General features: G+C 67.6%; 20 protein-coding genes and 1 tRNA gene. 10 read left to right on the top strand and 11 right to left on the bottom strand.

What is annotated here, in order from left to right; translation table 11 throughout:
- Window positions 1-83: 83 nt before the first annotated feature.
- The gene (locus K2Y42_RS03015; RefSeq protein WP_291148281.1) at window positions 84-3,407 is read right to left on the bottom strand and encodes a transglutaminase family protein; all 3,324 of its coding nucleotides are present in this window, start codon (window positions 3,405-3,407) and stop codon (window positions 84-86) included.
- Window positions 3,408-3,653: 246 nt separating this feature from the next.
- Between K2Y42_RS03015 and K2Y42_RS03010 the strand changes: the two genes are divergently transcribed.
- Window positions 3,654-4,781 (top strand): putative zinc-binding peptidase, encoded by a 1,128-nt coding sequence (locus K2Y42_RS03010; protein WP_291148278.1) that lies wholly within the window; start codon window positions 3,654-3,656, stop codon window positions 4,779-4,781.
- 225 nt (window positions 4,782-5,006) lie between these two features.
- Here K2Y42_RS03010 and K2Y42_RS03005 read toward each other — a convergent pair whose 3' ends face one another.
- The 4 genes from K2Y42_RS03005 to K2Y42_RS02990 all read right to left on the bottom strand — a co-directional run bounded on the left by K2Y42_RS03005 (window position 5,007) and on the right by K2Y42_RS02990 (window position 8,150).
- Window positions 5,007-5,882, bottom strand: a complete 876-nt coding sequence (locus tag K2Y42_RS03005; RefSeq protein WP_291148275.1) for a dienelactone hydrolase family protein — start codon at window positions 5,880-5,882, stop codon at window positions 5,007-5,009.
- Window positions 5,883-6,028: 146 nt separating this feature from the next.
- Complete coding sequence (locus K2Y42_RS03000; RefSeq protein WP_291148272.1) at window positions 6,029-6,229, bottom strand: hypothetical protein; 201 nt, start codon at window positions 6,227-6,229, stop codon at window positions 6,029-6,031.
- A 147-nt stretch (window positions 6,230-6,376) separates the two neighbouring features.
- Window positions 6,377-7,135: a cyclase family protein gene (locus K2Y42_RS02995; RefSeq protein WP_291148269.1), complete on the bottom strand. Its 759-nt coding sequence runs from the start codon at window positions 7,133-7,135 to the stop codon at window positions 6,377-6,379.
- 13 nt (window positions 7,136-7,148) lie between these two features.
- Entirely contained in the window at window positions 7,149-8,150 is a 1,002-nt protein-coding gene (locus tag K2Y42_RS02990; protein ID WP_291148266.1) for a fumarylacetoacetate hydrolase family protein, read from the bottom strand.
- A gap of 168 nt (window positions 8,151-8,318) precedes the next feature.
- Here K2Y42_RS02990 and cobT point away from each other — a divergent pair, with 168 nt between their 5' ends.
- The 4 genes from cobT (at window position 8,319) to cbiB (ending at window position 11,765) form a co-directional block, all read left to right on the top strand.
- Window positions 8,319-9,377, top strand: a complete 1,059-nt coding sequence (gene cobT, locus K2Y42_RS02985) for a nicotinate-nucleotide--dimethylbenzimidazole phosphoribosyltransferase (RefSeq protein WP_291148263.1) — start codon at window positions 8,319-8,321, stop codon at window positions 9,375-9,377.
- Complete coding sequence (locus K2Y42_RS02980) at window positions 9,374-9,991, top strand: histidine phosphatase family protein (RefSeq protein ID WP_291148260.1); 618 nt, start codon at window positions 9,374-9,376, stop codon at window positions 9,989-9,991. The genes cobT and K2Y42_RS02980 overlap by 4 nt, the downstream gene beginning before the upstream one ends.
- Window positions 9,988-10,719, top strand: coding sequence for an adenosylcobinamide-GDP ribazoletransferase (locus tag K2Y42_RS02975; RefSeq protein WP_291148257.1), 732 nt, complete (start codon window positions 9,988-9,990; stop codon window positions 10,717-10,719). The genes K2Y42_RS02980 and K2Y42_RS02975 overlap by 4 nt, the downstream gene beginning before the upstream one ends.
- 68 nt (window positions 10,720-10,787) lie before the next feature.
- Entirely contained in the window at window positions 10,788-11,765 is a 978-nt protein-coding gene (gene cbiB, locus K2Y42_RS02970; protein ID WP_291148254.1) for an adenosylcobinamide-phosphate synthase CbiB, read from the top strand.
- A gap of 21 nt (window positions 11,766-11,786) precedes the next feature.
- On the opposite strand, the gene gdhA is transcribed toward cbiB, so the two are convergent.
- Together gdhA and cobU are read right to left on the bottom strand one after the other, a co-directional pair.
- Complete coding sequence (gdhA, locus tag K2Y42_RS02965) at window positions 11,787-13,130, bottom strand: NADP-specific glutamate dehydrogenase (RefSeq protein WP_291148247.1); 1,344 nt, start codon at window positions 13,128-13,130, stop codon at window positions 11,787-11,789.
- A 181-nt stretch (window positions 13,131-13,311) separates the two neighbouring features.
- Window positions 13,312-13,839, bottom strand: coding sequence for a bifunctional adenosylcobinamide kinase/adenosylcobinamide-phosphate guanylyltransferase (gene cobU, locus K2Y42_RS02960; RefSeq protein WP_291148244.1), 528 nt, complete (start codon window positions 13,837-13,839; stop codon window positions 13,312-13,314).
- Window positions 13,840-14,013: 174 nt separating this feature from the next.
- On the opposite strand from cobU, the gene cobA reads away from it, so the two are divergent.
- From cobA to K2Y42_RS02940, 4 genes are all read left to right on the top strand, one after another.
- Window positions 14,014-14,835 (top strand): uroporphyrinogen-III C-methyltransferase, encoded by an 822-nt coding sequence (gene cobA, locus K2Y42_RS02955; protein WP_291148241.1) that lies wholly within the window; start codon window positions 14,014-14,016, stop codon window positions 14,833-14,835.
- A complete protein-coding gene (locus K2Y42_RS02950; RefSeq protein ID WP_291148239.1) occupies window positions 14,832-16,169 on the top strand; it encodes a cobyrinate a,c-diamide synthase in 1,338 nt (445 codons plus the stop codon). Before cobA ends, K2Y42_RS02950 begins: the two co-directional genes overlap by 4 nt.
- Window positions 16,166-16,822 (top strand): 5,6-dimethylbenzimidazole synthase, encoded by a 657-nt coding sequence (gene bluB, locus K2Y42_RS02945; protein ID WP_291148237.1) that lies wholly within the window; start codon window positions 16,166-16,168, stop codon window positions 16,820-16,822. The genes K2Y42_RS02950 and bluB overlap by 4 nt, the downstream gene beginning before the upstream one ends.
- Before the next feature lie 206 nt (window positions 16,823-17,028).
- Window positions 17,029-17,334, top strand: coding sequence for an ETC complex I subunit (locus K2Y42_RS02940; protein ID WP_291150161.1), 306 nt, complete (start codon window positions 17,029-17,031; stop codon window positions 17,332-17,334).
- An 18-nt stretch (window positions 17,335-17,352) separates the two neighbouring features.
- Here the strand turns inward: K2Y42_RS02940 and K2Y42_RS02935 are convergent, their stop codons facing one another.
- Complete coding sequence (locus K2Y42_RS02935) at window positions 17,353-18,195, bottom strand: alpha/beta hydrolase (protein ID WP_291148234.1); 843 nt, start codon at window positions 18,193-18,195, stop codon at window positions 17,353-17,355.
- A 136-nt stretch (window positions 18,196-18,331) separates the two neighbouring features.
- Here K2Y42_RS02935 and K2Y42_RS02930 point away from each other — a divergent pair.
- Window positions 18,332-18,408, top strand: a tRNA-Arg gene (locus K2Y42_RS02930).
- A 23-nt stretch (window positions 18,409-18,431) separates the two neighbouring features.
- Here K2Y42_RS02930 and hemA read toward each other — a convergent pair.
- From hemA to K2Y42_RS02915, 3 genes are read right to left on the bottom strand one after another with little or no spacing between them, the layout of a single operon-like run.
- Window positions 18,432-19,664, bottom strand: a complete 1,233-nt coding sequence (hemA, locus tag K2Y42_RS02925) for a 5-aminolevulinate synthase (RefSeq protein ID WP_291148232.1) — start codon at window positions 19,662-19,664, stop codon at window positions 18,432-18,434.
- A gap of 39 nt (window positions 19,665-19,703) precedes the next feature.
- The gene (locus tag K2Y42_RS02920; RefSeq protein ID WP_291148229.1) at window positions 19,704-20,684 is read right to left on the bottom strand and encodes a tetratricopeptide repeat protein; all 981 of its coding nucleotides are present in this window, start codon (window positions 20,682-20,684) and stop codon (window positions 19,704-19,706) included.
- Window positions 20,675-21,103: a hypothetical protein gene (locus K2Y42_RS02915; RefSeq protein ID WP_291148226.1), complete on the bottom strand. Its 429-nt coding sequence runs from the start codon at window positions 21,101-21,103 to the stop codon at window positions 20,675-20,677. The genes K2Y42_RS02920 and K2Y42_RS02915 overlap by 10 nt, the downstream gene beginning before the upstream one ends.
- Window positions 21,104-21,108: the final 5 nt, after the last annotated feature.

Below are 21,108 nucleotides of genomic sequence, written 5' to 3'. Positions count from 1 at the left end.
GAACAGGCACTATCGCGTCGCCCAAAGGCCGCCGCAAGCGGCGAATCTGCACCGCCAACGGTAATTCGCGCCGCCAAGCACGGTTAAAATGCGCGCCTGAGGTCGAGCGTGAGCGGATAATCGGAGTTGATGATCGCGGCTGCAGGGGCCGTCTCACCCGGCGTGTGCCCGAGCGGCTCGAAGCGGGCGAGGCGTCGCCCTTCTGCTTCGTAGGCATTGACGGGGAACGTTGCGTAGTTGCGCCCGCCGGGGTGGGCCACATGGTAGCGGCAACCCGCGACTGCGCGTCCGAGCCATCTGTCGAACACGTCGATGACGAGCGGCGCATGCACGGGGATGTTGGGATGCAGCGCAGAGGGCGGTGCCCACGCCCGGTAGCGCACGCCGGCCACCGCTTCGCCTTGCGTGCCGGTCGGGGTCAGCGGCAGCATGCGGCCGTTGCACGTCACCGTCAGCCGGTCGCCGAAGAAGCCCGAGACCTTCACCTGGATGCGCTCGAGAGAGCTATCCACATAGCGGGCCGTCGCGCCGCCCGCGCTTTCTTCGCCCATCACATGCCAGGGCTCGAGCGCCTGGCGCAATTCGACCTGCGCGTTGGCGTACTCCAGCGTTCCGCAGCGCGGGAAGCGGAATTCGAGGTGCGGGCGGAACCACGCCGCCTCGCACGGAATGCCGGCTTCCTGCAAATCGCCGACCACGCTTTCGAGATCGGCCCAGAGGAAATGCGGCAGCATGAACCGGTCATGAAGCGCCGTGCCCCATCTCACGAGGCGTTGCTTGTAGGGCTTCTCCCAGAACATCGCGATCAGGCCGCGCACGAGCAACTGCTGCGCAAGGCTCATGCGCGCGTGCGGCGGCATCTCGAACGAGCGGAACTCCACGAGCCCGAGCCGTCCCGTCGGTCCCTCGGGCGAATAGAGTTTGTCGATGCAGATCTCGGCGCGGTGCGTATTGCCGGTGACGTCGATCAGCAGGTTCCGGAACAGCCGGTCCACGAGCCAGGGCGCGACCTCGCCGTCCTTCGGATCGGGAATCTGCGCCAGCGCGATCTCGAGCTCGTAGACCTGCTCGTAACGCGCTTCGTCGGCGCGCGGCGCCTGGCTTGTCGGGCCGATGAAAAGCCCGGCGAACAGATACGACAGCGACGGATGGTTCTGCCAATAGGCGATGATCGACGCCAGCAGGTCGGGGCGGCGCAAGAACGGGCTCTCGGCCGGCGACATGCCGCCGAGCACGATGTGATTGCCGCCGCCGGTGCCGGTGTGCTTGCCGTCGAGCATGAACTTTTCGGCGGCCAGACCTGCCGCGTAGGCGTCGTCGTAGAGCGCCGTCGTGTGCTCGACGATTTCGCCCCAGCTTGCGGCCGGCTGCACGTTGACTTCGATGACGCCGGGATCCGGCGTCACTTTCAAAACTTGCAGGCGCGGATCGTAAGGTGGGCCGTACCCTTCGATGTGGACGGGAACGGAAAGGCTCGCAGCCGTATCCTCGATGGCGGCCAGCAGCGCCGCATAGTCGTCGGCGCTTTCGAGCGGTGGCATGAAGATGCAAAGCGTACCGCCGCGCGGCTCGATGCACAAAGCGGTGCGCACGGCCTCGATCGGCGCGGGCGGCAATGCGCGCTCCGCCGCAGACGAAGATGCGCGCTCCGCCGCGGGCGACGACGCGCGCTCATGCGCGTTGGCATCCGCGCCGTCGCCGCTCTCGGGATTGGCCAGCGGCGGCACGGTCGCCATCGGGTCGAGGGGCTGCACATAGGGGTAGTCTTCGGCCGCAATCGGCGGCAGCGACCCAAGCGGCAGGCGGAACCCGGCCGGTGAATCGCCCGGCACCAGCACGAGCTTGTCGCGCCGCAGCTTCCAGCGCTCCGTCGCCCAATGAGCAGGGCGCACGCTCGACGCCTTGAGCGGCAGCACGTAGGCGACCACATCGTTGAGCCCGCGGTCGAGGGCGCGCGCAAGCCGCGCCCGCTCGGCCTGGGTTTCGGGATTGGCGTCGTCTGCAACGATGTCTCCGAGCGGCTGCTTCTGCTCGGTGAGCATCAGCAGCGAGGCGTCTTCGTAAGCCGGGATGGCACTGTCGCGCGGCAGGCCGAGGCGCTCGCTGAGACCAGAGCCGAAGGCCTCCGCGTGGCTGACGGTCGCCGGCTTCTCAGGCGTCTCGCGGGCAATGAGAGCGGGGTTGCGCCACAGCGGCTTGCCGTCCGTTCGCCAGTAGGCGGCGAAGGCCCACCGCGGCAGCGGCTCGCCGGGATACCACTTGCCTTGGCCATAGTGCAGCAAGCCGCCCGGCGCGAGGCGGCGCTGCATCCGCCGCACGAGATCCTCGGCGAAGCGACGCTTGGTCGGCCCGACGGCGGCGGTGTTCCATTCCGGCGCGTCCATGTCGTCTGCCGCCACGAACGTCGGCTCGCCGCCCATGCTGAGCCGCACGTCTCCGCTGGTCAGGCGCGCGTCCACCTCATGGCCCGCCGCCACGATGGCGTCCCACGTCGCGTCGTCGTAGGGCTGCGTCACGCGCGGTGTTTCGAGCACCCGCGTCACGCCCATGTTGAAATCGAACGTCGAGGTCGCCGCCTCGTGCGCGCCCGAGATCGGCGCCGCCGACTGCGGATGCGGCGTGGCCGCCAGCGGAATATGACCTTCGCCCGCAAGGAGACCCGACGTGGCGTCGAGGCCGATCCAGCCCGCGCCCGGCACATAGACTTCCGCCCACGCATGCAGGTCCGTGAAGTCCTGCGCGGCGCCCGATGGGCCTTCGCGCGGGCTGACATCGGGCTTGAGCTGGATCAGGTAGCCGGACACGAAGCGTGCCGCGAGGCCGAGGTTGCGCAGGATCTGCACGAGCAGCCACGCGCTGTCGCGACACGATCCCGAGCGCAGGCTAAGCGTGGTTTCGGGCGGCTGCACGCCCGCTTCCATCCGCACGAGATAGCCGATGTCGCGCTGGAGCTTTGCGTTGACGGTGCAGAGGAAATCGATGGTCGTGCGCCCGGAGGCCGTTTCGATCGTCGCCAGATACTCCGAGAGCATAGGGCCCGCGGGCTCCGGCGTGAGATAGGCCGCGAGATCGGACGTCAGCGCGTCGTCGTAGACGAACGGCCAATGGGTCGCGTGCTCTTCGACGAAAAAGTCGAACGGATTGATGACCGCCATGTCGGCCACCAGATCGACGGTCACGGAGAAGTGGTCCGTCTTCTCGGGAAATACGACGCGTCCGAGGAAGTTTCCGAAGGGATCCTGCTGCCAGTTGATGAAATGCGTCGCTGGCGAAACCGTCATGGAATAGCTGACGATCGGCGTCCGCCCGTGTGGCGCGGGCTTCAAACGAATGATCTGCGGTCCCATCGAGATGGGGCGATCGTAGCGGTAGCTGGTGGCATGCGTTAAGGCAACGTGCAGCGCCATGGAGACGTGATGTCCTTTCCGCTCGCAATCGCGAGCGTTACATGAACTCGGCGACCCTGTATGCGTTATCGAGCCGGAGCATAAGAGACAAGCATCCGCGTGATCATTGGGCGGCGTTCTTTGTGAATGCGCTTAAAGGCTATGCAGGGTGATGAAACTTTGGTGCGATAGTGCAAGAAATGCGGGCATCTCCTGAAGTGGATCGCTCGGCGTTGATCGATCGCGGCCGGAACTGATCGGATAAGAATGAAGCGCTTCTCCTGTTCGGCATGCGGCAATCGCGTCTACTTCGAGAACGTTGCGTGCCTGCGCTGCGGGCACGCCCTCGGCTTCGACGCCGATCTGCAGGCTATGGTCGCGCTTGAACCAAACGAAAATGATGCCTCGCTGTTCCGCCGCATCACGATCGACGAAACCGGCGTGCGTTCGGACGTCAGGCGCTCGGGCGTAACAGCGGACGTGCGCTACTGCGCCAATTCCTTCTTCGGCGTCTGCAATTGGCTGACGCCTGCCGGCAGCCACGAACTGTGCCGCGCCTGTAGTCTCAATCGCACCATTCCCAATCTCTCCGAATCCGGCAGCCTGCAGGCGTGGCAGGATCTAGAGCACGCGAAAAAGCGTCTGGTCTATTCGCTGCTCCGTTTTGGCCTGCCGTTCCACACTGCGGACGCTGGCCAAGGCGCGCTCACGTTCGACTTCGTCCGCAGCGCCATGACCGGACATCTCGATGGCGTCGTCACGATCGACATCATGGAGGCCGATGCCGTCGAACGCGAGCGTCAACGCCAGCAGTTCGGCGAGCCGTACCGCTCGCTGCTCGGCCATCTCCGCCACGAGAGCGGGCACTTCTATTGGAAGGTCCTCGTCGCGGAGACGGGCCTGCTGGACGAGTTTCGCGCGCTTTTCGGAGATGAACGCGCGAACTACGCCGACGCCATCGCGCAGCATTACAGCAGCGGCCCGCCGCCGGACTGGGACACGCGATGCGTCTCGGCCTATGCCAGCGCGCATGCCTGGGAGGACTGGGCCGAAACCTGGGCGCATTACCTGCACATGGTCGACACGCTGGAAACGGCCGAAGCGTCCGGCATGGAGCCACGCACGGCCGGCATCGTCTTCGGCGCGGCGTGGCCGTTCAAGACCTACGACATCTATCGCGAAGAAACCTTCGATGCGCTGTGGGAGCGCTGGGTCCCGCTCACGCTCGCGATGAACACGCTCAATCGCAGCATGGGTCACGCCGACTTTTATCCCTTCGTCATTCCGGCCGCCGCGGTCACGAAGCTCGCGTTCGTGCATCGCGCCGTTCGCGATCATCAGGTCGCGCGGCCCGCGAACGTCAGGAAATTGCAGGGACAGGCCGCGAGCCCCTAGCACCCTGCGCCCCGGCCACGATCAATCCCAGGCAATTAGCGCGGCCCAAAACGGGTCGACCCCCGGGAGGGGGGCCCGAGGGTCGAAGAGGGGGAACGACACACGGGCTTGAGGGGGAAGACCGTGGTGCTCATGAAATCCGGCTCGCCAGAGAAGGTTCCAGCGACCCGCCAATTTTTTCGCCGAGCATTTTTGCCGTCGGCGGACCAATTGGATGAGGCGTAACTAGCCGGCGCCGTGCTGCTTGAACCACGCCAGCGTGCGCTTCCAGCCTTCCTGCGCGGGCTCCGCGCGATAGCTCGGCCGATAGTCGGCGTGAAACGCGTGCGGGGCTCCCTCGAAGACCTTTATTTCACACGTCTTGCCCGCCTTGGCGCAGGCCGCGCGCATGGCCTCGACGGTCTCGAGCGGGATGCCCTGATCGGCGCCGCCGTAAAGCCCGAGCACGGGGGCCTTGAGTTCGGCGGCGATGTCGACGGGATGACGCGGCGTCTGAGGCGTCGGATCACCGGCGAGCCGCCCATACCAGGCGACGCCCGCGCGCAGTTTCGGATTGTGCGCCGCGTAAAGCCACGTGATCCGGCCGCCCCAGCAGAACCCCGTAATGGCGAGCTTGTCGCCGTCGCCATGTCCGGACGATGTCGCATACGCCACCGCGGCATCGAGATCGGCCATCACCTGGGCGTCCGGCACGGTTGCGACGATGGGGCGGATCTCGTCGATGCTCTTGAGCTTCGACACGTCGCCCTGGCGCACGAACATCTCGGGCGCGATGGCCAGATATCCGGCCTTGGCGAAGCGCCGGCAGACGTCCTTGATGTGCTCGTGTACACCAAAGATCTCCTGCACCACGAGCACGATGGGGAACGGCCCTCCGGACGACGGCATCGCCCGATAGGCCGGGATGGCCCGGTCGGCCGTCGTGATCTGCACCTCGCCCGCCGTGAGGCCGTCGCTGTCGGTGGTGATCGTCGTCTCGGCCGCCACGGGCTGAATGGCAAGCGCGAACCCGGTCGCGAGCGTCGTCAGCATGGCTTCGCGCCGCGACGGGGCGAACTTGGGCGCGAGGCTCCGCGCATCATCGTCGAAGTTGTCGGTCATGTGAGGGGCTCCGGGCAAGCAACCGCCGAATGCGCGATCGTCCGACACATGGGGCGAATGCTCCGCTAATCAAGCCGCCCACCAACCAAGTGGCCGGTCAATCGAGGTTCGCCGCCAATCGAGGCGGGGAGGGCGAGGCCCGCCCCTCAATCCTTCTTGCGGCGGGGCGTGGACTTGCGCGCTTTGGTGCCGGTCTTGGCTGCGGGTTTGGACGCCAGCGCGCCGCTGTTTTCCAGCCTGCGCCGCCGGTGCGCTTCGAGCCGCGCCCGTTTGAGCAGAAGCGCGTCGTAGTTCGGATGGCTCGGATCGAGCTGGGTCGAGAACAAGTCGGCTTTCGGCGGCTTCATCGGCACCCTGCGCGTCGGATCGGAACGTTATCCCATTCTACAGGGAAAATTTCCCGAACCCCAACCCTGGCCGCCACATATTTTAGTCCTAAGCGACGATGGCCACTGGTTATCCCCTGATGTTGCAGTGCGTTAGGAGATCTCCCCTCAACGCAGGATGGCGACGACCCGCGCCGGCGCCGCCGATGCGCCGACGATTTTCAGCGGAAACACCGCCACCTCGAACCCGTACGGGGGCAGCGCGGCGAGATTGGTGAGCTGCTCCATGTGCCAATAGGGCCGCCGCTGCCCGACGCGATGCGCCTCCCAGAAAAGCGTGGCGTCGCCGGTCGCCTTGGATTTGGCGATCTGGGCGCGGAACGGCAGGTCCCAGCCCCACTGGTCGATGCCCATCACGGTGATGCCGCGATCGAGCAGCCATTCGGTGGCGGCCGCGCTCATTCCGGTTCCCGTTTGCCAGAAGTCCTTCGTGCCCATCAGGCGGTCGCGGTCGGTGCGGATTAAAACGATGGTCTGCTCCGTCAGCGGCGCGCCGGACGCCGCGAGCGCCGCCTCCATGTCGGCAACCGTGATCGCCTCGTCGTCGGCCTTGTGCGAGAGATCGAGCACGACGCCCGGACCGATGCAGCGGTCGAGCGGAATTGCGTCGATGGTTTGCGCGGGCGCGCCTCCGGATTGCGGGCCGTAGTGCCACGGCGCATCGATATGCGTCGTCGCATGCACGCCCATGCTCACGGTGTCGTCGGCCCAGCCCGCGAAATCGCGCGGGAAAAGCCGGAACGGCAGGCCGAGCAGGCGGACGAGCACCTTGGCCATCCAGTGCGGCTTGTGCTTGACCTTGACCCGCATGAAGAAAGGATCGTCGCGATTGAACTGCACGGGCTTCGACAGGTCGATGACCTTCATGCGGAACTCTCCTTCATGATCCGCCCCCGAATCCGTGCACCGGCGCGACGATGCGATTGCGCAAAGCACCGACGCCCGTGATGCCGATCTCGATCTCGTCTCCGGCCGCGAGCAGGCGGCCACGCTCGATGCCGCTGCCGCCGGGCAAGGTGCCGGTCGCGAACAGCTCGCCCGGATAGAGCCGCTCCGAGCGCGATACGTGCGCCAAAGCCTCGCCGAGCGACCAGCGCGCGCCCGCCGTCTCCGGCTCCGCGACGAGCGCGCCGTTGAGCCGGACAAATCCCTTGAGCTCGCGCCAGCGCGGCAGGATCTCATCGGCGCTCACGATGTCCGCCGAGAGGCCATTTCGGAAATGCTTCGCCTTCTGCGGCCCGAAGCCGGACCGCATCTCCGCATGCTGCACGTCACGCGCGCTGAAATCGTTGACGACCACGAACCCGCCGATGGCCGCTTCCGCCTCGGCGGGCGACGCATCCACGATCTCGCGAGTGAGCACGAAGCCGAGCTCCAGCTCGTAGTCGAGTGCGAGCGTATAGGCGGGCGCGCAAACATCGCCGTCGCCGCCGAAGGCGAGATGATTGCCCATGTAGTAGATCGGCTGGCGCGACCAGAGCGCGTGCGGCCTGAGAGGTGGAAACGGCGCACCGAGCACGGCCTCCCAGGCTCTGACCAGCGGCCAGGCGCGGGGCATGAAGTGGCGCACGAACCCGCGCGCCGCATCGATGGCGTGCCGTTCGTACAGCATGAAGTCGCGAAACGAGCGCGGCTCGAACGGCAGGACAGGGATCCGCGCGTCGTCGGCTACGGGCGCGATGCTCGCGGCGCTTAGGGAAATAGCGTCGCGAACGGCGGCCGGCGCGCCGAGCAGCGCGACGGCATCCGTCGCCCACGATGCGCAGCCCGGCTCGCCCGCGAGATGCGCACCCGGAAGCGCCCGGGCGACGTCGACCCAGCCTGCGCCCGTCGCGACCTGGAGCGCCGGAGCCGCCCCGTCCATGACACGCCTGAGCCTCATCGCTCGCCGCCAGCCTCCCGATCGCAACACGCCCAAGCCTCTGCTCCCACATCCGGGCGGCCCCTTCAATCCCGCTGCAGTTGCCGCAAGGCCCCGGCCGTGTCATGCAGCGCTGAGACCCTACTGCAATGCCCTCGATATCCGGATTCCCATGACCGGCCGAAATCAATGACCAGCCGCTGGATCGAGAAAGCCTGCCCGATGCCGTCGGCCGCCCATGAGGCGGCAGCGCGCGAACGCCAGTCCCAGCTCACCAAGCCGCCGGGCTCCCTCGGCCGGCTCGAAGAGCTCGCCATCGCGCTCGCAGCGCTTCAGGCCACCGACCGCCCGCGCGCCGCCGCCGCGCCCATCATTCTGTTTGCGGGCGATCACGGCGTCACGGCGCAGAACATTTCGGCGTTCCCCGCCGCCGTCACGGTGGAGATGCTGCGCAACTTCGCATCCGGCGGCGCGGCCGTTGCCGTCCTCGCGCGCGAGCTGGGCGTGCCCCTGATGGTGGTGGATGCCGGAACGCTGGCCACGGATCCCATCGCGGGCGTGGTCTCCGACAAGACGCGCCGCGGCACGCGCGATTTCACCGTCGAAGCCGCAATGACCGCCGACGACCGCGACGAAGCCCTGGCCGCCGGACGCCGCGCCGTGGAAACGGCGGGCCCCGCGGATCTCGTTCTGTTCGGTGAGATGGGGATCGGCAACACGACCTCGGCCGCGGCGATTGCCTGCGCGCTGCTCGGCAAGCCGCCTGCCGAGATCGCGGGCGCGGGCACCGGGCTCGACCAGGCCGGCATCGCCCACAAGATCGACGTCATCGCGCGGGGGCTCGCGCGTCACGAACTAGAGGGGAGCAGTGCCCCCGATGCGCGGCGTGTCCTCGAAACCGTCGGCGGATTGGAAATAGCAGCGCTCGTCGGCGCCATCGTCGCCGCCGCGCAGCGTGGCAGCCCCGTCCTCGTCGATGGCTTCATCGTCACTGTGGCCGCGCTCGCGGCCACGCGGCTCAACCCGAGCGTCCGGCCGTGGTTGCTGTTCGCCCACCGCTCAGCCGAACGCGGCCACGCCGCCGTGCTCGCGGCGCTGGCGGCCGAGCCCATTCTCGATCTCGGCCTGCGTCTCGGTGAAGGCTCGGGCGCCGCATCCGCGCTCGCGGTCCTGCGCTTGGCATGCGCGCTTCACAACGGCATGGCGACTTTTGCGGAGGCGGCCGTCTCGAACCGCGACGCGCCATGACGGCCATCGATTTTCTGCGCCACGGACGCACGGTCGCGGAGGGCAGGCTGCTCGGCCGGACGGACGCGCCGCTGGCGGACGCGGGGCTTGCGGCCGTGACCGCACAGATCGCTGGCCGGTCCTGGGATGCGATCGTGGCATCGCCGCTTGCGCGCGCGCAGCAGACGGCCGCCCTCGCGGCGCAAGTCTCGGGGTTGGCCGTAAAGAGCGATCCCGCATGGCGCGAGATCGACTTCGGTGAATGGGACGGCCAGGCGCTCGCCGACCTCGCGAACGATGCGCGCTTTGCCGCCTTCCAGGCGGACCCGGAGATCAACGCTCCGCCCGGCGGCGAGTCTCTGCTGGATGTGAGGCGGCGCGTGCAGACCGCATTGCGCGACCTGATTTCGACCGGACAAAACGGCGTGCTCGTCGCAGCCCACGGCGGCACCATCCGCATGGCGCTGTCAGTGCTGCTCGCCATTCCGCTGCAACGCCTCTGGGCCATTCGCCTGTCGCATGCCACGCGTGTCTCTGTGCGCATCGGCTGGACGGACGCGCACGGGCTTTGGGGCGAGCTGATCGAAATCGTCCAGCCGCCGGACGAGGGGAAGGCGCGCGAGGGGAAGGCATGAGTGGATTTCTCACGGCTCTGACGTTTCTGACGCGCCTTCCCGCGCCGGGCTTCGCGCCGGAGCGCGCAAGCGATCTCGGTCGCGCCGCGCCGTGGCTGCCGGTCGTCGGTGCCATCGTCGGGGCGATTGTGGCGCTTGCGGTTGCGCTCGGATCGGCCGCCAGCCCCTGGGTCGGCGCGTTGCTCGGGCTCGTGGCGTGGGCGGCGGTGACGGGCGGGCTCCATCTCGAAGCCGTAGGCGACGTCGCGGACGGCCTCGGCGCAGCGCATGGCGACCCGAAACGCTTTGTCGAGGTGGCGCGGGATCCGCACACCGGGGCCTTCGGCGTGATTGCCATTGCACTCCAGATTGCAGCCAAGCTCGTGCTCCTGGCGGCAATCTCCGAGACCGCCAAGGGCGACCCGATTATGATGGTCGCGGCGCTGGCCCTCACGGCAGCGTGGGCGCGCTGGGGCGTGCTCGTCATTGCGCGGGCCGTGCCGCCGCTGGGAGAGGGAATGGGCAGCCGTCTGGCAGCGGGCGTCGACACGCGCGTTGTCGCGATCGAGGGCGTCGGCCTCGGGATTGCATCGCTGTTCGTCGCGCCGATCCTGATCGCGGCCGTGCCATTGGCCCTTGCGCTCGCGATTTACTGGCGCCTGCGGGTGGGCGGCGTGAACGGCGACTGCCACGGCGCGAGCATTGAAATGACCGAGTCCGCGCTGCTCCTACTGCTTGTGCTCGCGTGAGGCATGTTCCGCCACGGCCCCGGCTGTGCTAGCACGCTGATCTCGCGGCCCCCGAGACGAGGAGAGCTATGACGTTCGCGCTGGCCTTTCTCGCACTCTTCATCGAGGCGCTCGTCGGCTACTCCGACGCGCTCGTGGCCCGCATCGGCCATCCGGTCACCTGGATTGGCGCGCTCATCTCCCGCGCCGAGCAGGTCTGGAACGAAGGCCACCTGTCGCCCGCGCGCGCGCGTCTGCGCGGGATCCTGGCGCTCGCGACCGTGCTGCTCGTCGTCGTGTCGATCGTGCTCCTGATCGACGTCGCGATCGACCTCACGCTGCCGCTCGTTGCCGCGCTGATCCTGAAGGCCGCGCTGGCCAGTACGCTGCTGGCCGGCCGCAGCCTGGATGAACATGTGTCTGATGTCGCCGTCGCGCTCGAGGAGCGCGGCCTCGCCGCCGGACGCCAGGCCGTGTCCCGCATCGTCGGCCGCGACCCGGCCTCGCTCGATGAAGCAGGCGTTGCGCGCGCCGCCATCGAAAGCCTGGCCGAGAACTTCTCCGATGGCGTCGTCGCGCCCGTGTTCTGGCTGATCGTAGGCGGCCTGCCGGGTTGCGCCGCGTACAAGGCGGCCAACACCGCCGACAGCATGATTGGTCACAAGTCGGAGCGCTTTTTTGCCTTCGGCTGGGCGGCGGCCCGCTTCGACGATCTGATCAACCTGCCGGCTTCCCGCCTGACCGCGATCTGGATCGCGCTCGCGGCGCGCGTCACGCAGGGAGCGGACTGGCGCAGCGCCGTCCACAGCGCCTTGAGCGACGCGCCGCGCCATCGCTCACCCAACGCCGGCTGGCCGGAAGCGGCGATGGCCGGAGCGCTGGGCCTCGCGCTCGCGGGCCCGCGCAGCTACGGCGGCAAGACCATCGACGACGCGTGGATGGGGTCGGGCCGGCGAGACGCAACCGCGGCGGATATCCACCGCGCGCTGCGCCTCTACCGGATCGCTTATCTCATCCAGGCCGCCGTGATCGGCCTGCTTGCGATCGTAGCGTTCCTGTTGTGGTAGGCGTGAAGCAGCACTCTGGCGTCAGATGACGCCGAGCGCATCCATGGCATCCGCAACCCGAAGGAAGCCGGCGACGTTTGCGCCGAGCACGTAGTTGCCCGGCGAGCCGTACTCTTCCGCCACCTCGGCGCAGCGGTCATGGATGCTGTTCATGATGACGCCGAGCTTCTGCTCCGTCACCTCGAAGGTCCAGGAATCGCGCGAGGCGTTCTGTTGCATTTCGAGCGCGCTCGTGGCGACGCCGCCCGCGTTGGCGGCCTTGCCGGGCGCGAAGATGATGCCGGCCTCCTGGAACACGCGAACGGCTTCCGGCGTGCTCGGCATGTTCGCGCCTTCCCCGACCGCGATCACGCCGTTCTTGACCAGCGTGCGCGCGTCCTGGCCGTTGAGCTCGTTCTGCGTCGCCGACGGCATCGCGATATCGGCCGGCACGTCCCAGATGCGCCCGGCCGGAACGAACGTCGCGCTCGCGCGGCGCGCGGCTGCGTAGTCGCTGATGCGACCGCGCTTCGTTTCCTTGATGTCCTTGAGCAGCGCGAGATCGATGCCGTCGTTGTCGACGACATAGCCGCTGGAATCCGAGCACGCGATCACACGCCCGCCGAGCTGATGGATCTTCTCGATCGTGTAGATCGCAACGTTGCCCGAGCCTGAAACAAGAACCTTCTTGCCCGCGAAGCCCTGCTTGCGCGTGGCGAGCGCGCGCTCGACGAAGAACACCGCGCCGTAGCCGGTGGCTTCGGTGCGCACGCGCGAGCCGCCCCACGTCAGGCCCTTGCCCGTGAGCACGCCCGACTCGTAGCGGTTGCTCATGCGCTTGTACTGGCCGAACATGTAGCCGAGTTCGCGCCGGCCAACGCCGATGTCGCCCGCCGGCACGTCCGTGTGCTCGCCGAGATGACGCGACAGCTCCGTCATGAACGACTGGCAGAACCGCATGATCTCGCCGTTCGAGCGCCCCTTGGGATCGAAATCCGAGCCGCCCTTGCCGCCGCCGATCGGCATGCCGGTCAGCGCGTTCTTGAACACCTGCTCGAAGCCGAGGAACTTCACGGTGCCGAGCATGACGGAGGGGTGGAAGCGCAAACCGCCCTTGAACGGGCCGAGCACCGAATTGAACTGCACCCGGAAGCCGCGGTTGATCTGCACCTCGCCGTTGTCGGTGACCCAGGGAACCCGAAAGATGATCTGACGCTCGGGCTCGCAGATGCGTTCGATCAGCGCGTGCTCGGCATAGCGCGGATGCTTGGCGATGACGGCGCCGAGCGACTCGAGCACCTCCCGCACGGCCTGATGGAACTCATCCTCGCCGGGGTTCCGGCGCAGCACGTCCGCGTAGATAGGTTCGAGCTTCTCGTCGAGCATTCGTCAAACATCCCTGGAAAGACCATGAGCGAGTTCCCTGAGAGGAAACCCACGCTCCCCGCAGTGGAGCCGGAGGTCTTGCCGGCGCGCGGGGGCGGCCCTGTATAGGCAAAAGGATGCCTGATGTGCACTAAAAACAGACAGTATGCCTAGAAAATAGTCAGACATCAGAGGGGAAGCTTTAGGGCGCCTTGAGCGTTAGGGGAAGGCCGGCGGCCATCAGCACGACGTAGTTCGCCTGCCGGGCGACCGCCGCGTTGAGGCGGCCCTGCGCATCTCGGAAGGCCCGCGCCAGTGCGTTGTCGGGCACGATGCCCATGCCGACCTCGTTCGAGACGGCGAGGACGGGAACGGTGGCGGACGCGAGCGCGTCGAGCAGGCGCGCCTGTTCGTCCTCCACCTCGCCACCCCCGAGCATGACGTTGGTCAGCCAGAGCGTCAGGCAGTCGATCAGCAGCACAGAGGCGCCCGTGGTCGGCGCGAGAACCGCAGCCGCGAGATCGCGCGGTGCGTCGACCGTCACCCACCCGTCCGCGCGCCGTTTACGGTGATGGGCGATCCGCTCCACCATCTCGTCGTCGTGCGCTTCCGCCGTCGCGACGTAGATCCAGGGCGCCGGGTGGGCGGTCGCAAGGTCCTCGGCAAATCGGCTTTTGCCCGAGCGCGCGCCGCCGATGACGAGGGTGAGGCGAGGGAGCGGCGTGGCCATGGTCGTGCGTCCGTCGGGTGTGACATCGGGGCTCGGAAGACGCCCCTGTTTGACAGGCCGTAGCGGCAAAGGCTACCCCAATCCGTCGATGGCGCGCCGTGCGGCCCGCACACATCACAGTGCGATCCGCATGCTTAACAGCGCCGCCCGCACGCCCAAGCAGTGAAGCAGGCCATGAACTTTCCGCCCGAGATTTTTCCCGAGTTCCCAGAGCTTGCCTCCGGCCACGTGTGGCTCGTAGGCGCCGGGCCGGGCGACCCGCGGCTGCTCACGGTCATGGCCATTCACGCCCTGCGCTCGGCCGACACCATCGTGCATGACGCGCTGGTCGATCCGCGCATCCTGCGTCTCGCGCGCGAGGATGCCGAGATCCACTTCGCCGGCAAGCGCGGCGGTCGCCCGTCTCCGCAGCAGCGCGATATCAACGAACTCATTATTGCCGAAGCGAAGCGGGGACGCCGCGTGCTCCGCCTGAAGGGCGGCGATCCGTTCGTCTTCGGGCGCGGCGGGGAAGAGGCTTATGCGCTCGTGTCGGCGGGTATTCCGTTTCGCGTCGTGCCGGGCATCACGTCGGGTCTTGCGGCCCCGGCCCTGGCCGGTATTCCGGCCACGACGCGCGAGACCAACCACGCCGTCATCCTGGCGGCGGGACACCGCGCCGATGACGCGACGGCCGCCCGCTCGTGGGAGGCGCTTGCCGCCACCGGCCAGCCGATCATTCTCTACATGGCGCTGGCGCAATTGCCGGAGATCACGGCCGCCTGCCTACGCGGCGGCCTTGCGCCCGGCACGCCCGCCGCCGTCATCTCGCATGCCAGCAGTGAGGACGAGCGCATCGTCGAGACGTGTCTTGCCGATCTTGCCGCCGACGTCGCAGCCCACGGCATCACGTCGCCCGCCGTGATCGTGATCGGCGCCAACGCCGCTCTGCGCGCCGTGCTCGCGCCGGGCATGGTGACGGATGCCATGCTCGGAAAGCCCACGGCCAAGCCATGACCGGGACGCCGCCGCCCGGGCTCATCGTCGCCGCGCCCGCCTCGGGCTGCGGCAAGACCACCGTCACACTCGGCCTCATGCGCGCACTGACGCGCAAAGGTCATGTCGTGCAGCCGTTCAAGTGCGGGCCTGACTATATCGATCCAGCCTTCCACGCCGTCGCCACGCGGCGCGCCTCGCACAACCTCGACACCTGGGCGATGCGCCGCGCCAGCCTCGCGCAGATCGTTGAGGGCGAGAGCGCAGGCGCATCGCTCGTTATCGCGGAAGGCGTGATGGGCCTTTTCGACAGCGGCGTCACGGCGGCAGGCCAGACCGCGCGCGGCGCGACCGCCGATCTCGCGGCGCACACGGGCTGGCCGGTGGTGCTCGTGCTCGATGTCTCGGCTCAGGCGGAAACCGCCGCCGCGCTCGCGCTCGGCTGCGCCCGCTTTCGCGACGATATCGCCATCGCAGGCGTCATCCTCAATCGCGTCGGCGGCGAGGCGCACGCTCGCATGATCGCGCCCGTGCTCGAAAGCATCGGCATCCGCTATCTCGGCGCGCTGCCGCGCAAGGCGGACTTTGCGTTGCCGGAACGGCACCTGGGTCTCGTGCAGGCTGGCGAAACGGCCGACGTCGAGGCGCGCATCGGCCATATCGCGGATGCCATCGCCGAATGCCTCGACCTTGATGCGCTCGTGCGGTTGGCGGCGCCCGCGAAACTCGCGGCCGCCGGGCCGGGCGACGAGGCGATCCGACCGCCGGGACAGCGCATCGCGCTCGCCTCCGACACGGCGTTCGCGTTCGCCTATCCGCACGTTCTCTCAGGCTGGCGGCGAGCTGGCGCTGAGATCCTGCCGTTCTCCCCGCTGGCCGACGAAGCCCCCGACGTGGCCGCCGATGCCGTGTGGCTGCCCGGCGGCTATCCGGAACTGCATGCCGGCACGCTCGCCTCCGCACGCGGCTTCCAGGCGGGGCTTGCTGCCGCGGCGAAGCGCGGCGCTGCGGTGCACGGCGAGTGCGGCGGCTACATGGTGCTCGGCGCGGGCCTCGTCGATAAGGACGGCCACCGGCATGCCATGGCCGGTCTGCTCGGCGTCGAGACGTCGTTTGCGCGCCCCGCGATGCATCTCGGCTATCGCCGCGTGCGGGTGCTTGCCGATTGCGCGATCGGGTTGGCCGGCAGCCAGCTCATGGGCCACGAGTTCCACTTCGCCTCCGTCGTGGCCGCCGGCGACGATCCGCTTCTCGCAGCGACAGGCGCCGACGGCCAGCCGGTTGCGGAGTGCGGGGCACGGCGCGCGAATGTCACTGGCACGTTCGTGCACATCGTCGATAGATTAGCCTCATGACGGACACCCCTCGTCACGCAGCCCCCGAGTTTTCGGCGGCCTTCGCAGACCAGTTCCGCGACCTCGTGTACTGGCGGCGCGATGTCCGGCGCTTCCGGCCCGATCCGCTGCCCGCCGGCAGCGTCGAGCGGCTGATCGAGCTGGCGTGCCGCTCGCCCTCGGTCGGCAACTGCCAGCCCTGGCGTTTCGTGCTCGTTGCATCCGAAGCCCGCCGCGATGCCGTGCGGGCCTCGTTTCGGCGTGCCAACCAGTCCGCCCTCGACGGCTACGACGGCGAGCAGCGCGAGCTTTATGCGCGCCTCAAGCTCGAAGGGCTCGAGAAGGCGCCCGTCCATCTCGCCGTGTTCGCCGACGAGGACACGGAACGCGGGGCCGGGCTCGGCCGCCAGACGATGCCGGAAGTGCTTCGCTACTCCGTGGTCGGCGCAATTCACACGATGTGGCTCGCGGCCCGCGCGGAGGGCATCGGCCTCGGCTGGGTCTCGATTCTGGAGCCCGATGTCGTGACCCAGGCGCTCGACGTGCCGGCCGACTGGTCGCTCGTCGCCTATCTCTGTCTCGGGCGGCCGGTGGAGGAGCACCTGGATCCGGAGCTGGAACGCGCCGGCTGGCAGGCGCGCGCCGATACGGCAGACCTCGTGCTGCGCCGATGAGGCGCTTGCCCGGAAAGGCCGCCGCGGCTAATCATGTCCCGGATCAATTGATCCCTAGCGTCGTTTCCGTTTGATTGAATCGCGGAATGACACTAGCCCTTTGTTTTATCGTGCTTCTTGCCGGGCACTGCGGTGCCGCGTGGCGCCGCCATGAGCAGGGCTCGCTTTCCGGAAGCACTCTATCGCAGTCGAACAGCGAGGGCGCCGTGACGGCACGCATCTACAAGCCGGCCAAATCCGCAATGCAATCCGGGCTGGCCCGTACGAAAGAGTGGGTGGTGGAGCAGGAGCCCGCCGTGCCGCGCGAGATCGATCCCCTGATGGGCTGGACCAGCTCGGCCGACACGCGCACGCAGGTCCGTCTTGAGTTCGACACCAAGGAAGAAGCGATCGCCTACGCCGAGCGCAACGGCATCGCCTATCGCCTGGAAGAGCCGAAGCCGCGCAGCCTCGTGCGGAAGGCCTATGCCGACAACTTCAAGTTCGGCCGCATCGGCGCCTGGACGCACTGAGAACTAATTGCGGGTGCGCTAGCCCGCCTGCCGCGCCGGCTGCTGTAGCAGCCGCGCCGCGCAAAAATCCAACACCGCAACGCGTGCTTCCGGAAACGTGGTGTCGAGGCAGAGATGCCCGGCACCCGGCACGATGCTCAATGCGAGATGCGGGTTTTTCATCGCCCGGATCATCGCCTTGTCCACGTCGTCGAGCAGGCAGGGAATGGTCTTCTGCGGGCGCACGGGAAACAGCGGCAGAGTGCCCGTCAGGATCAGCGCCGGCACCGTGACGTGCGCCAGCACCGAATAGTAGATGCGGTCGCCATTTAGTCCTTCGAGCGTGTAGCCGAACGCATTGGCGAACAGCGTCATCAGATAGTCACCGATCGGCCGGGTCGTGGCGCGGTGCACGAAGTTGGCGTAGATCGGCCATTGCTTGGCCGTGGACAGCGGCGGGTCGGCCGCGATGACGCCGCGCACGCAGGGCGTTCGTCCGTCCGCGACGCCGAGGCCGATGAGCCCGCCGACGGACTCGCCCACGATCACGACATCGCGGCGTGAGAAGTGCCGCAACAGAAACTCGCGGAAGCGCTCCGTGAAAGCCGCGAGGGTCGGCTCGCCGTCGGACGGCGAATGCCCGTGCCCCGGCAGGTCGACGAAGATCACGTCGAAGTCTTTCGACAGCACCGGAAACCAGGCCTGCGTGTTCTCCGAGTGTCGCAATGCACCATGCAGGAAGATGACGAGCGGGCGCGATGAGGTCCGCGGATCGCGATCCATGAGAAAAAAGAGGTCGCCCAGCGACGTCCCGCCCGACCCCACGCTGAGGCCGGGATCGTTCGCGTCACGAGACGTGTCGATGTCGCGGGAATCACTCATGTGGCGAGCGTAGGATCATTCCGGCGCGCGCGGAACGGGTTCGAGGCGCCGCCGTTGCGTCTGTTGGCCCTTGGCGGGGCAAGAGCTGGCTTGCCACGGAAAGCGTCTCTGCTATTCAAAGGGCTCCGACGGCTCAGATCCCGTAGCTCAGCCGGATAGAGCACCTGCCTTCTAAGCAGGGGGTCGCAGGTTCGAGCCCTGCCGGGATCGCCAGCGTCGCGTCCGTCGCGCGCCCGCTATTCCGCGACCAGCCTCACATACGCGCCGTTCGGCACCGGGCAGGCCGCCCACAGCGCTCCCAGGGCGCGCACCAGATCGTCCATCTGGTCGTCGGAATGAACGGGCGACGGCGTGAGGCGCATCCGCTCCGTGCCTTTCGCCACCGTCGGATAGTTGATGGGCTGCACGTAGATGCCGTGCTCGCGAAGCAGCGTGTCGGTGATCGCCTTGCAGTGAGCCGGACAGCCGACCATCACCGGCACGATATGGCTCGGATTGTCCATGACGGGGACGCGCTTCGCTTTGAGCGCCGCCTTGAGCGTCCGCACCCGCTCCTGGTGGCGGGCTCGCTCGCTCGTGCTTGTTTTCAAGTGGCGGAGGGAGGCGAGCGCGCCAGCCGCGATCGTGGGCGCCAGCGAGGTCGTGAAGATGAACCCGGCGGCAAACGAGCGGATCGCATCGATCAGGGTCCGAGTGCCCGCGATGTAGCCGCCCATGACGCCGAAACCCTTGGCCAATGTGCCGTTGATGACGTCGACGCGGTGCATCACGCCGTCGCGCTCGGCAATGCCGCCGCCGCGCGGGCCGTAGAGCCCCACCGCGTGCACCTCGTCGAGATAGGTCAGCGCGCCGTATTTTTCCGCGAGATCGCAGATGGCCGCGATCGGCGCGATATGCCCGTCCATCGAGTAGACGCTCTCGAAGGCGATGATCTTGGGCGTGCCCTTCGGATACTTTCTGAGCTTGGCTTCGAGGTCGCCGATATCGTTGTGGCGAAAGATCTGCTTGTCGCCGCCGCCGTGGCGGATGCCTTCGATCATCGACGCGTGGTTTTTCTCATCCGAGAACACGACCGTGCCGGGAACCAGCCGGGCGAGGGTCGAGAGCGTCGCGTCATTGGCCATGTAGGCGGAAGAAAACAGCAGCGCGGCTTCTTTCCCGTGCAGGTCCGCAAGCTCGGCTTCGAGCTCCACGTGATAGTGGGTCGTCCCGGAGATGTTGCGCGTGCCGCCCGAGCCCGCTCCCGCCGCGTCGATCGCCTCGTGCATGGCGGCGATGACGGCCGGGTGCTGGCCCATGCCGAGATAGTCGTTCGAGCACCACACCGTGACCTCGCGTGTGCGATGGGCCGTGAAATGATCGGCCGCTGGAAAGTGTCCGCGGCGGCGCTTCAAGTCCGCGAACACGCGATAGCGGCCTTCGCGGCGGAGGGCCTCCAGCCGCTGCTGGAACTGGTGATCAAAATTCATGTCGAACTCCTGCGCGCCGGGCGCGGCGATTGAGGGAGGTCATTCGGATGTCAGGCCGAGTTCGGCCGCCATGGCCGTGACCTGGGCGGAAGCAGCCGAGTCGTCCTTGAAGATTTCGAGGGCCTTGGCGAACGCTTCCGCTGCGACGCCTCGTTCTCCGAGCACGACGCGAGAGCGCATCAGGCGTGTCCAGCCCTCGACATCGCGCGGCGCGCTCGCGAGGCGATTGGCCAGCCCATCGACCATCGATCGGATGGCGGCGTTGGTGTCATGCGGTGGTGTGCCGGCAGGGGTCTGCGCTGGCGCGCTATCGGAGTCTTGCGGCTGCGTGGCATTTGACGGCGTCGTCGTAGCGTCTGTCGCGGCGGCCACGCCTGCGCTTCCGGACGCCTTCGCCTTGGCGTCCTCATAGAGGCGCGCAATCTCGGGCGAGTTCGGATCGAGCGCGACGGCCTTCGCGTAGGCCTTTACGGCATCGTCATACCGCCCCGTGTTGACGTAGGACCAGCCGAGCGTGCGCCAGCCCTGCACATCGTCGGGCGCGCTTGCGAGGCGAGCGGCGAGCCGCTCGATCATCGTGTTCACGTCGGGCAGGAGCGTGGCGGTGTCGCGCTGGCCGTCGGTCGCTGTCGGCGAGGCGGTAGCGACGGAGCGCGCATAGTCCGCGAGGTGTTCGAGGTCGCCATCGGCAAGATCGGCAGGATCGCCCGCATCGGATGACCGAGAAGTCGCCATCGTCTCATCCGACACATCCGGTGCCTGGCCGAAATACGATTTCGCAAAGCCTGCACACGCAACGACGAGAAAGACAGCGGCGGCAATCGTCAACGTTCCCCGGCCGCCGTCGAGTTTCACGTGGCGGAGCAGCGACCCGCTGTCTCTCAGGCGCGCGGTCATGCCCACGCCGGCGCGGCCGCTTTGCGGCGCCAGCGAAACCCGCGACCGGAGCTGATAAACGAGCAGCGCATAGGGCGCGAGCGCGGAGACGATCAGGATCCAACCGAAAAGCTTCAGCGACATCTGCAAGCCCCCCTCTGGCGGCGGGGCGACGCAGGTCCCCGATAGTAGCCGGCTTTGGCGAGACAACTTCGCCGCCAGCTCGAGCATCTGGCATCGACTTTTGGATCACGGCCGCGCGCGAACGAGGGGAAATAGACATACCGCCCGATGTGCGTCGGGTAGTAGCCGCGGCTGTAGTAGTAGGGATAGTCGTAGTAGATGTAGGCCGGTCCCAATGGCTGCGGGATCCGTGGGCCGCGACTGCGGGTGCGCTTTGTGCCCTCGAGCACATAGGCCCGTCCGCCATCGCGCGCCTTCATGACGGATTTCCCGGCCGAAGCGGCCGAGACCGCCGCAAGGCCGAAGAACCCGGCCACCAGCACGCAGGCCATCACAATCGGCACAAACACGAACGGTGCGAACCAAGTCTGGCTACTCATGAGAG

This window comes from Hyphomicrobium sp. (assembly GCF_019744875.1).
Classification (GTDB): domain Bacteria; phylum Pseudomonadota; class Alphaproteobacteria; order Rhizobiales; family Hyphomicrobiaceae; genus Hyphomicrobium_C.
Note: the sequence above shows the minus strand (reverse complement) of the source record. Positions and strands in the feature narration are given on the sequence as shown.

Excerpts from the sequence above, each read along its gene's own strand:
- K2Y42_RS03015 (WP_291148281.1), bottom strand. The coding sequence starts at position 3,407 with ATGGCGCTGCACGTTGCCTTAACGCATGCCACCAGCTACCGCTACGAT.
- K2Y42_RS03010 (WP_291148278.1), top strand. The coding sequence starts at position 3,654 with ATGAAGCGCTTCTCCTGTTCGGCATGCGGCAATCGCGTCTACTTCGAG.
- K2Y42_RS03005 (WP_291148275.1), bottom strand. The coding sequence starts at position 5,882 with ATGACCGACAACTTCGACGATGATGCGCGGAGCCTCGCGCCCAAGTTC.
- K2Y42_RS03000 (WP_291148272.1), bottom strand. The coding sequence starts at position 6,229 with ATGAAGCCGCCGAAAGCCGACTTGTTCTCGACCCAGCTCGATCCGAGC.
- K2Y42_RS02995 (WP_291148269.1), bottom strand. The coding sequence starts at position 7,135 with ATGAAGGTCATCGACCTGTCGAAGCCCGTGCAGTTCAATCGCGACGAT.
- K2Y42_RS02990 (WP_291148266.1), bottom strand. The coding sequence starts at position 8,150 with ATGAGGCTCAGGCGTGTCATGGACGGGGCGGCTCCGGCGCTCCAGGTC.
- cobT (WP_291148263.1), top strand. The coding sequence starts at position 8,319 with ATGACCAGCCGCTGGATCGAGAAAGCCTGCCCGATGCCGTCGGCCGCC.
- K2Y42_RS02980 (WP_291148260.1), top strand. The coding sequence starts at position 9,374 with ATGACGGCCATCGATTTTCTGCGCCACGGACGCACGGTCGCGGAGGGC.
- K2Y42_RS02975 (WP_291148257.1), top strand. The coding sequence starts at position 9,988 with ATGAGTGGATTTCTCACGGCTCTGACGTTTCTGACGCGCCTTCCCGCG.
- cbiB (WP_291148254.1), top strand. The coding sequence starts at position 10,788 with ATGACGTTCGCGCTGGCCTTTCTCGCACTCTTCATCGAGGCGCTCGTC.
- gdhA (WP_291148247.1), bottom strand. The coding sequence starts at position 13,130 with ATGCTCGACGAGAAGCTCGAACCTATCTACGCGGACGTGCTGCGCCGG.
- cobU (WP_291148244.1), bottom strand. The coding sequence starts at position 13,839 with ATGGCCACGCCGCTCCCTCGCCTCACCCTCGTCATCGGCGGCGCGCGC.
- cobA (WP_291148241.1), top strand. The coding sequence starts at position 14,014 with ATGAACTTTCCGCCCGAGATTTTTCCCGAGTTCCCAGAGCTTGCCTCC.
- K2Y42_RS02950 (WP_291148239.1), top strand. The coding sequence starts at position 14,832 with ATGACCGGGACGCCGCCGCCCGGGCTCATCGTCGCCGCGCCCGCCTCG.
- bluB (WP_291148237.1), top strand. The coding sequence starts at position 16,166 with ATGACGGACACCCCTCGTCACGCAGCCCCCGAGTTTTCGGCGGCCTTC.
- K2Y42_RS02935 (WP_291148234.1), bottom strand. The coding sequence starts at position 18,195 with ATGAGTGATTCCCGCGACATCGACACGTCTCGTGACGCGAACGATCCC.
- hemA (WP_291148232.1), bottom strand. The coding sequence starts at position 19,664 with ATGAATTTTGATCACCAGTTCCAGCAGCGGCTGGAGGCCCTCCGCCGC.
- K2Y42_RS02920 (WP_291148229.1), bottom strand. The coding sequence starts at position 20,684 with ATGTCGCTGAAGCTTTTCGGTTGGATCCTGATCGTCTCCGCGCTCGCG.
- K2Y42_RS02915 (WP_291148226.1), bottom strand. The coding sequence starts at position 21,103 with ATGAGTAGCCAGACTTGGTTCGCACCGTTCGTGTTTGTGCCGATTGTG.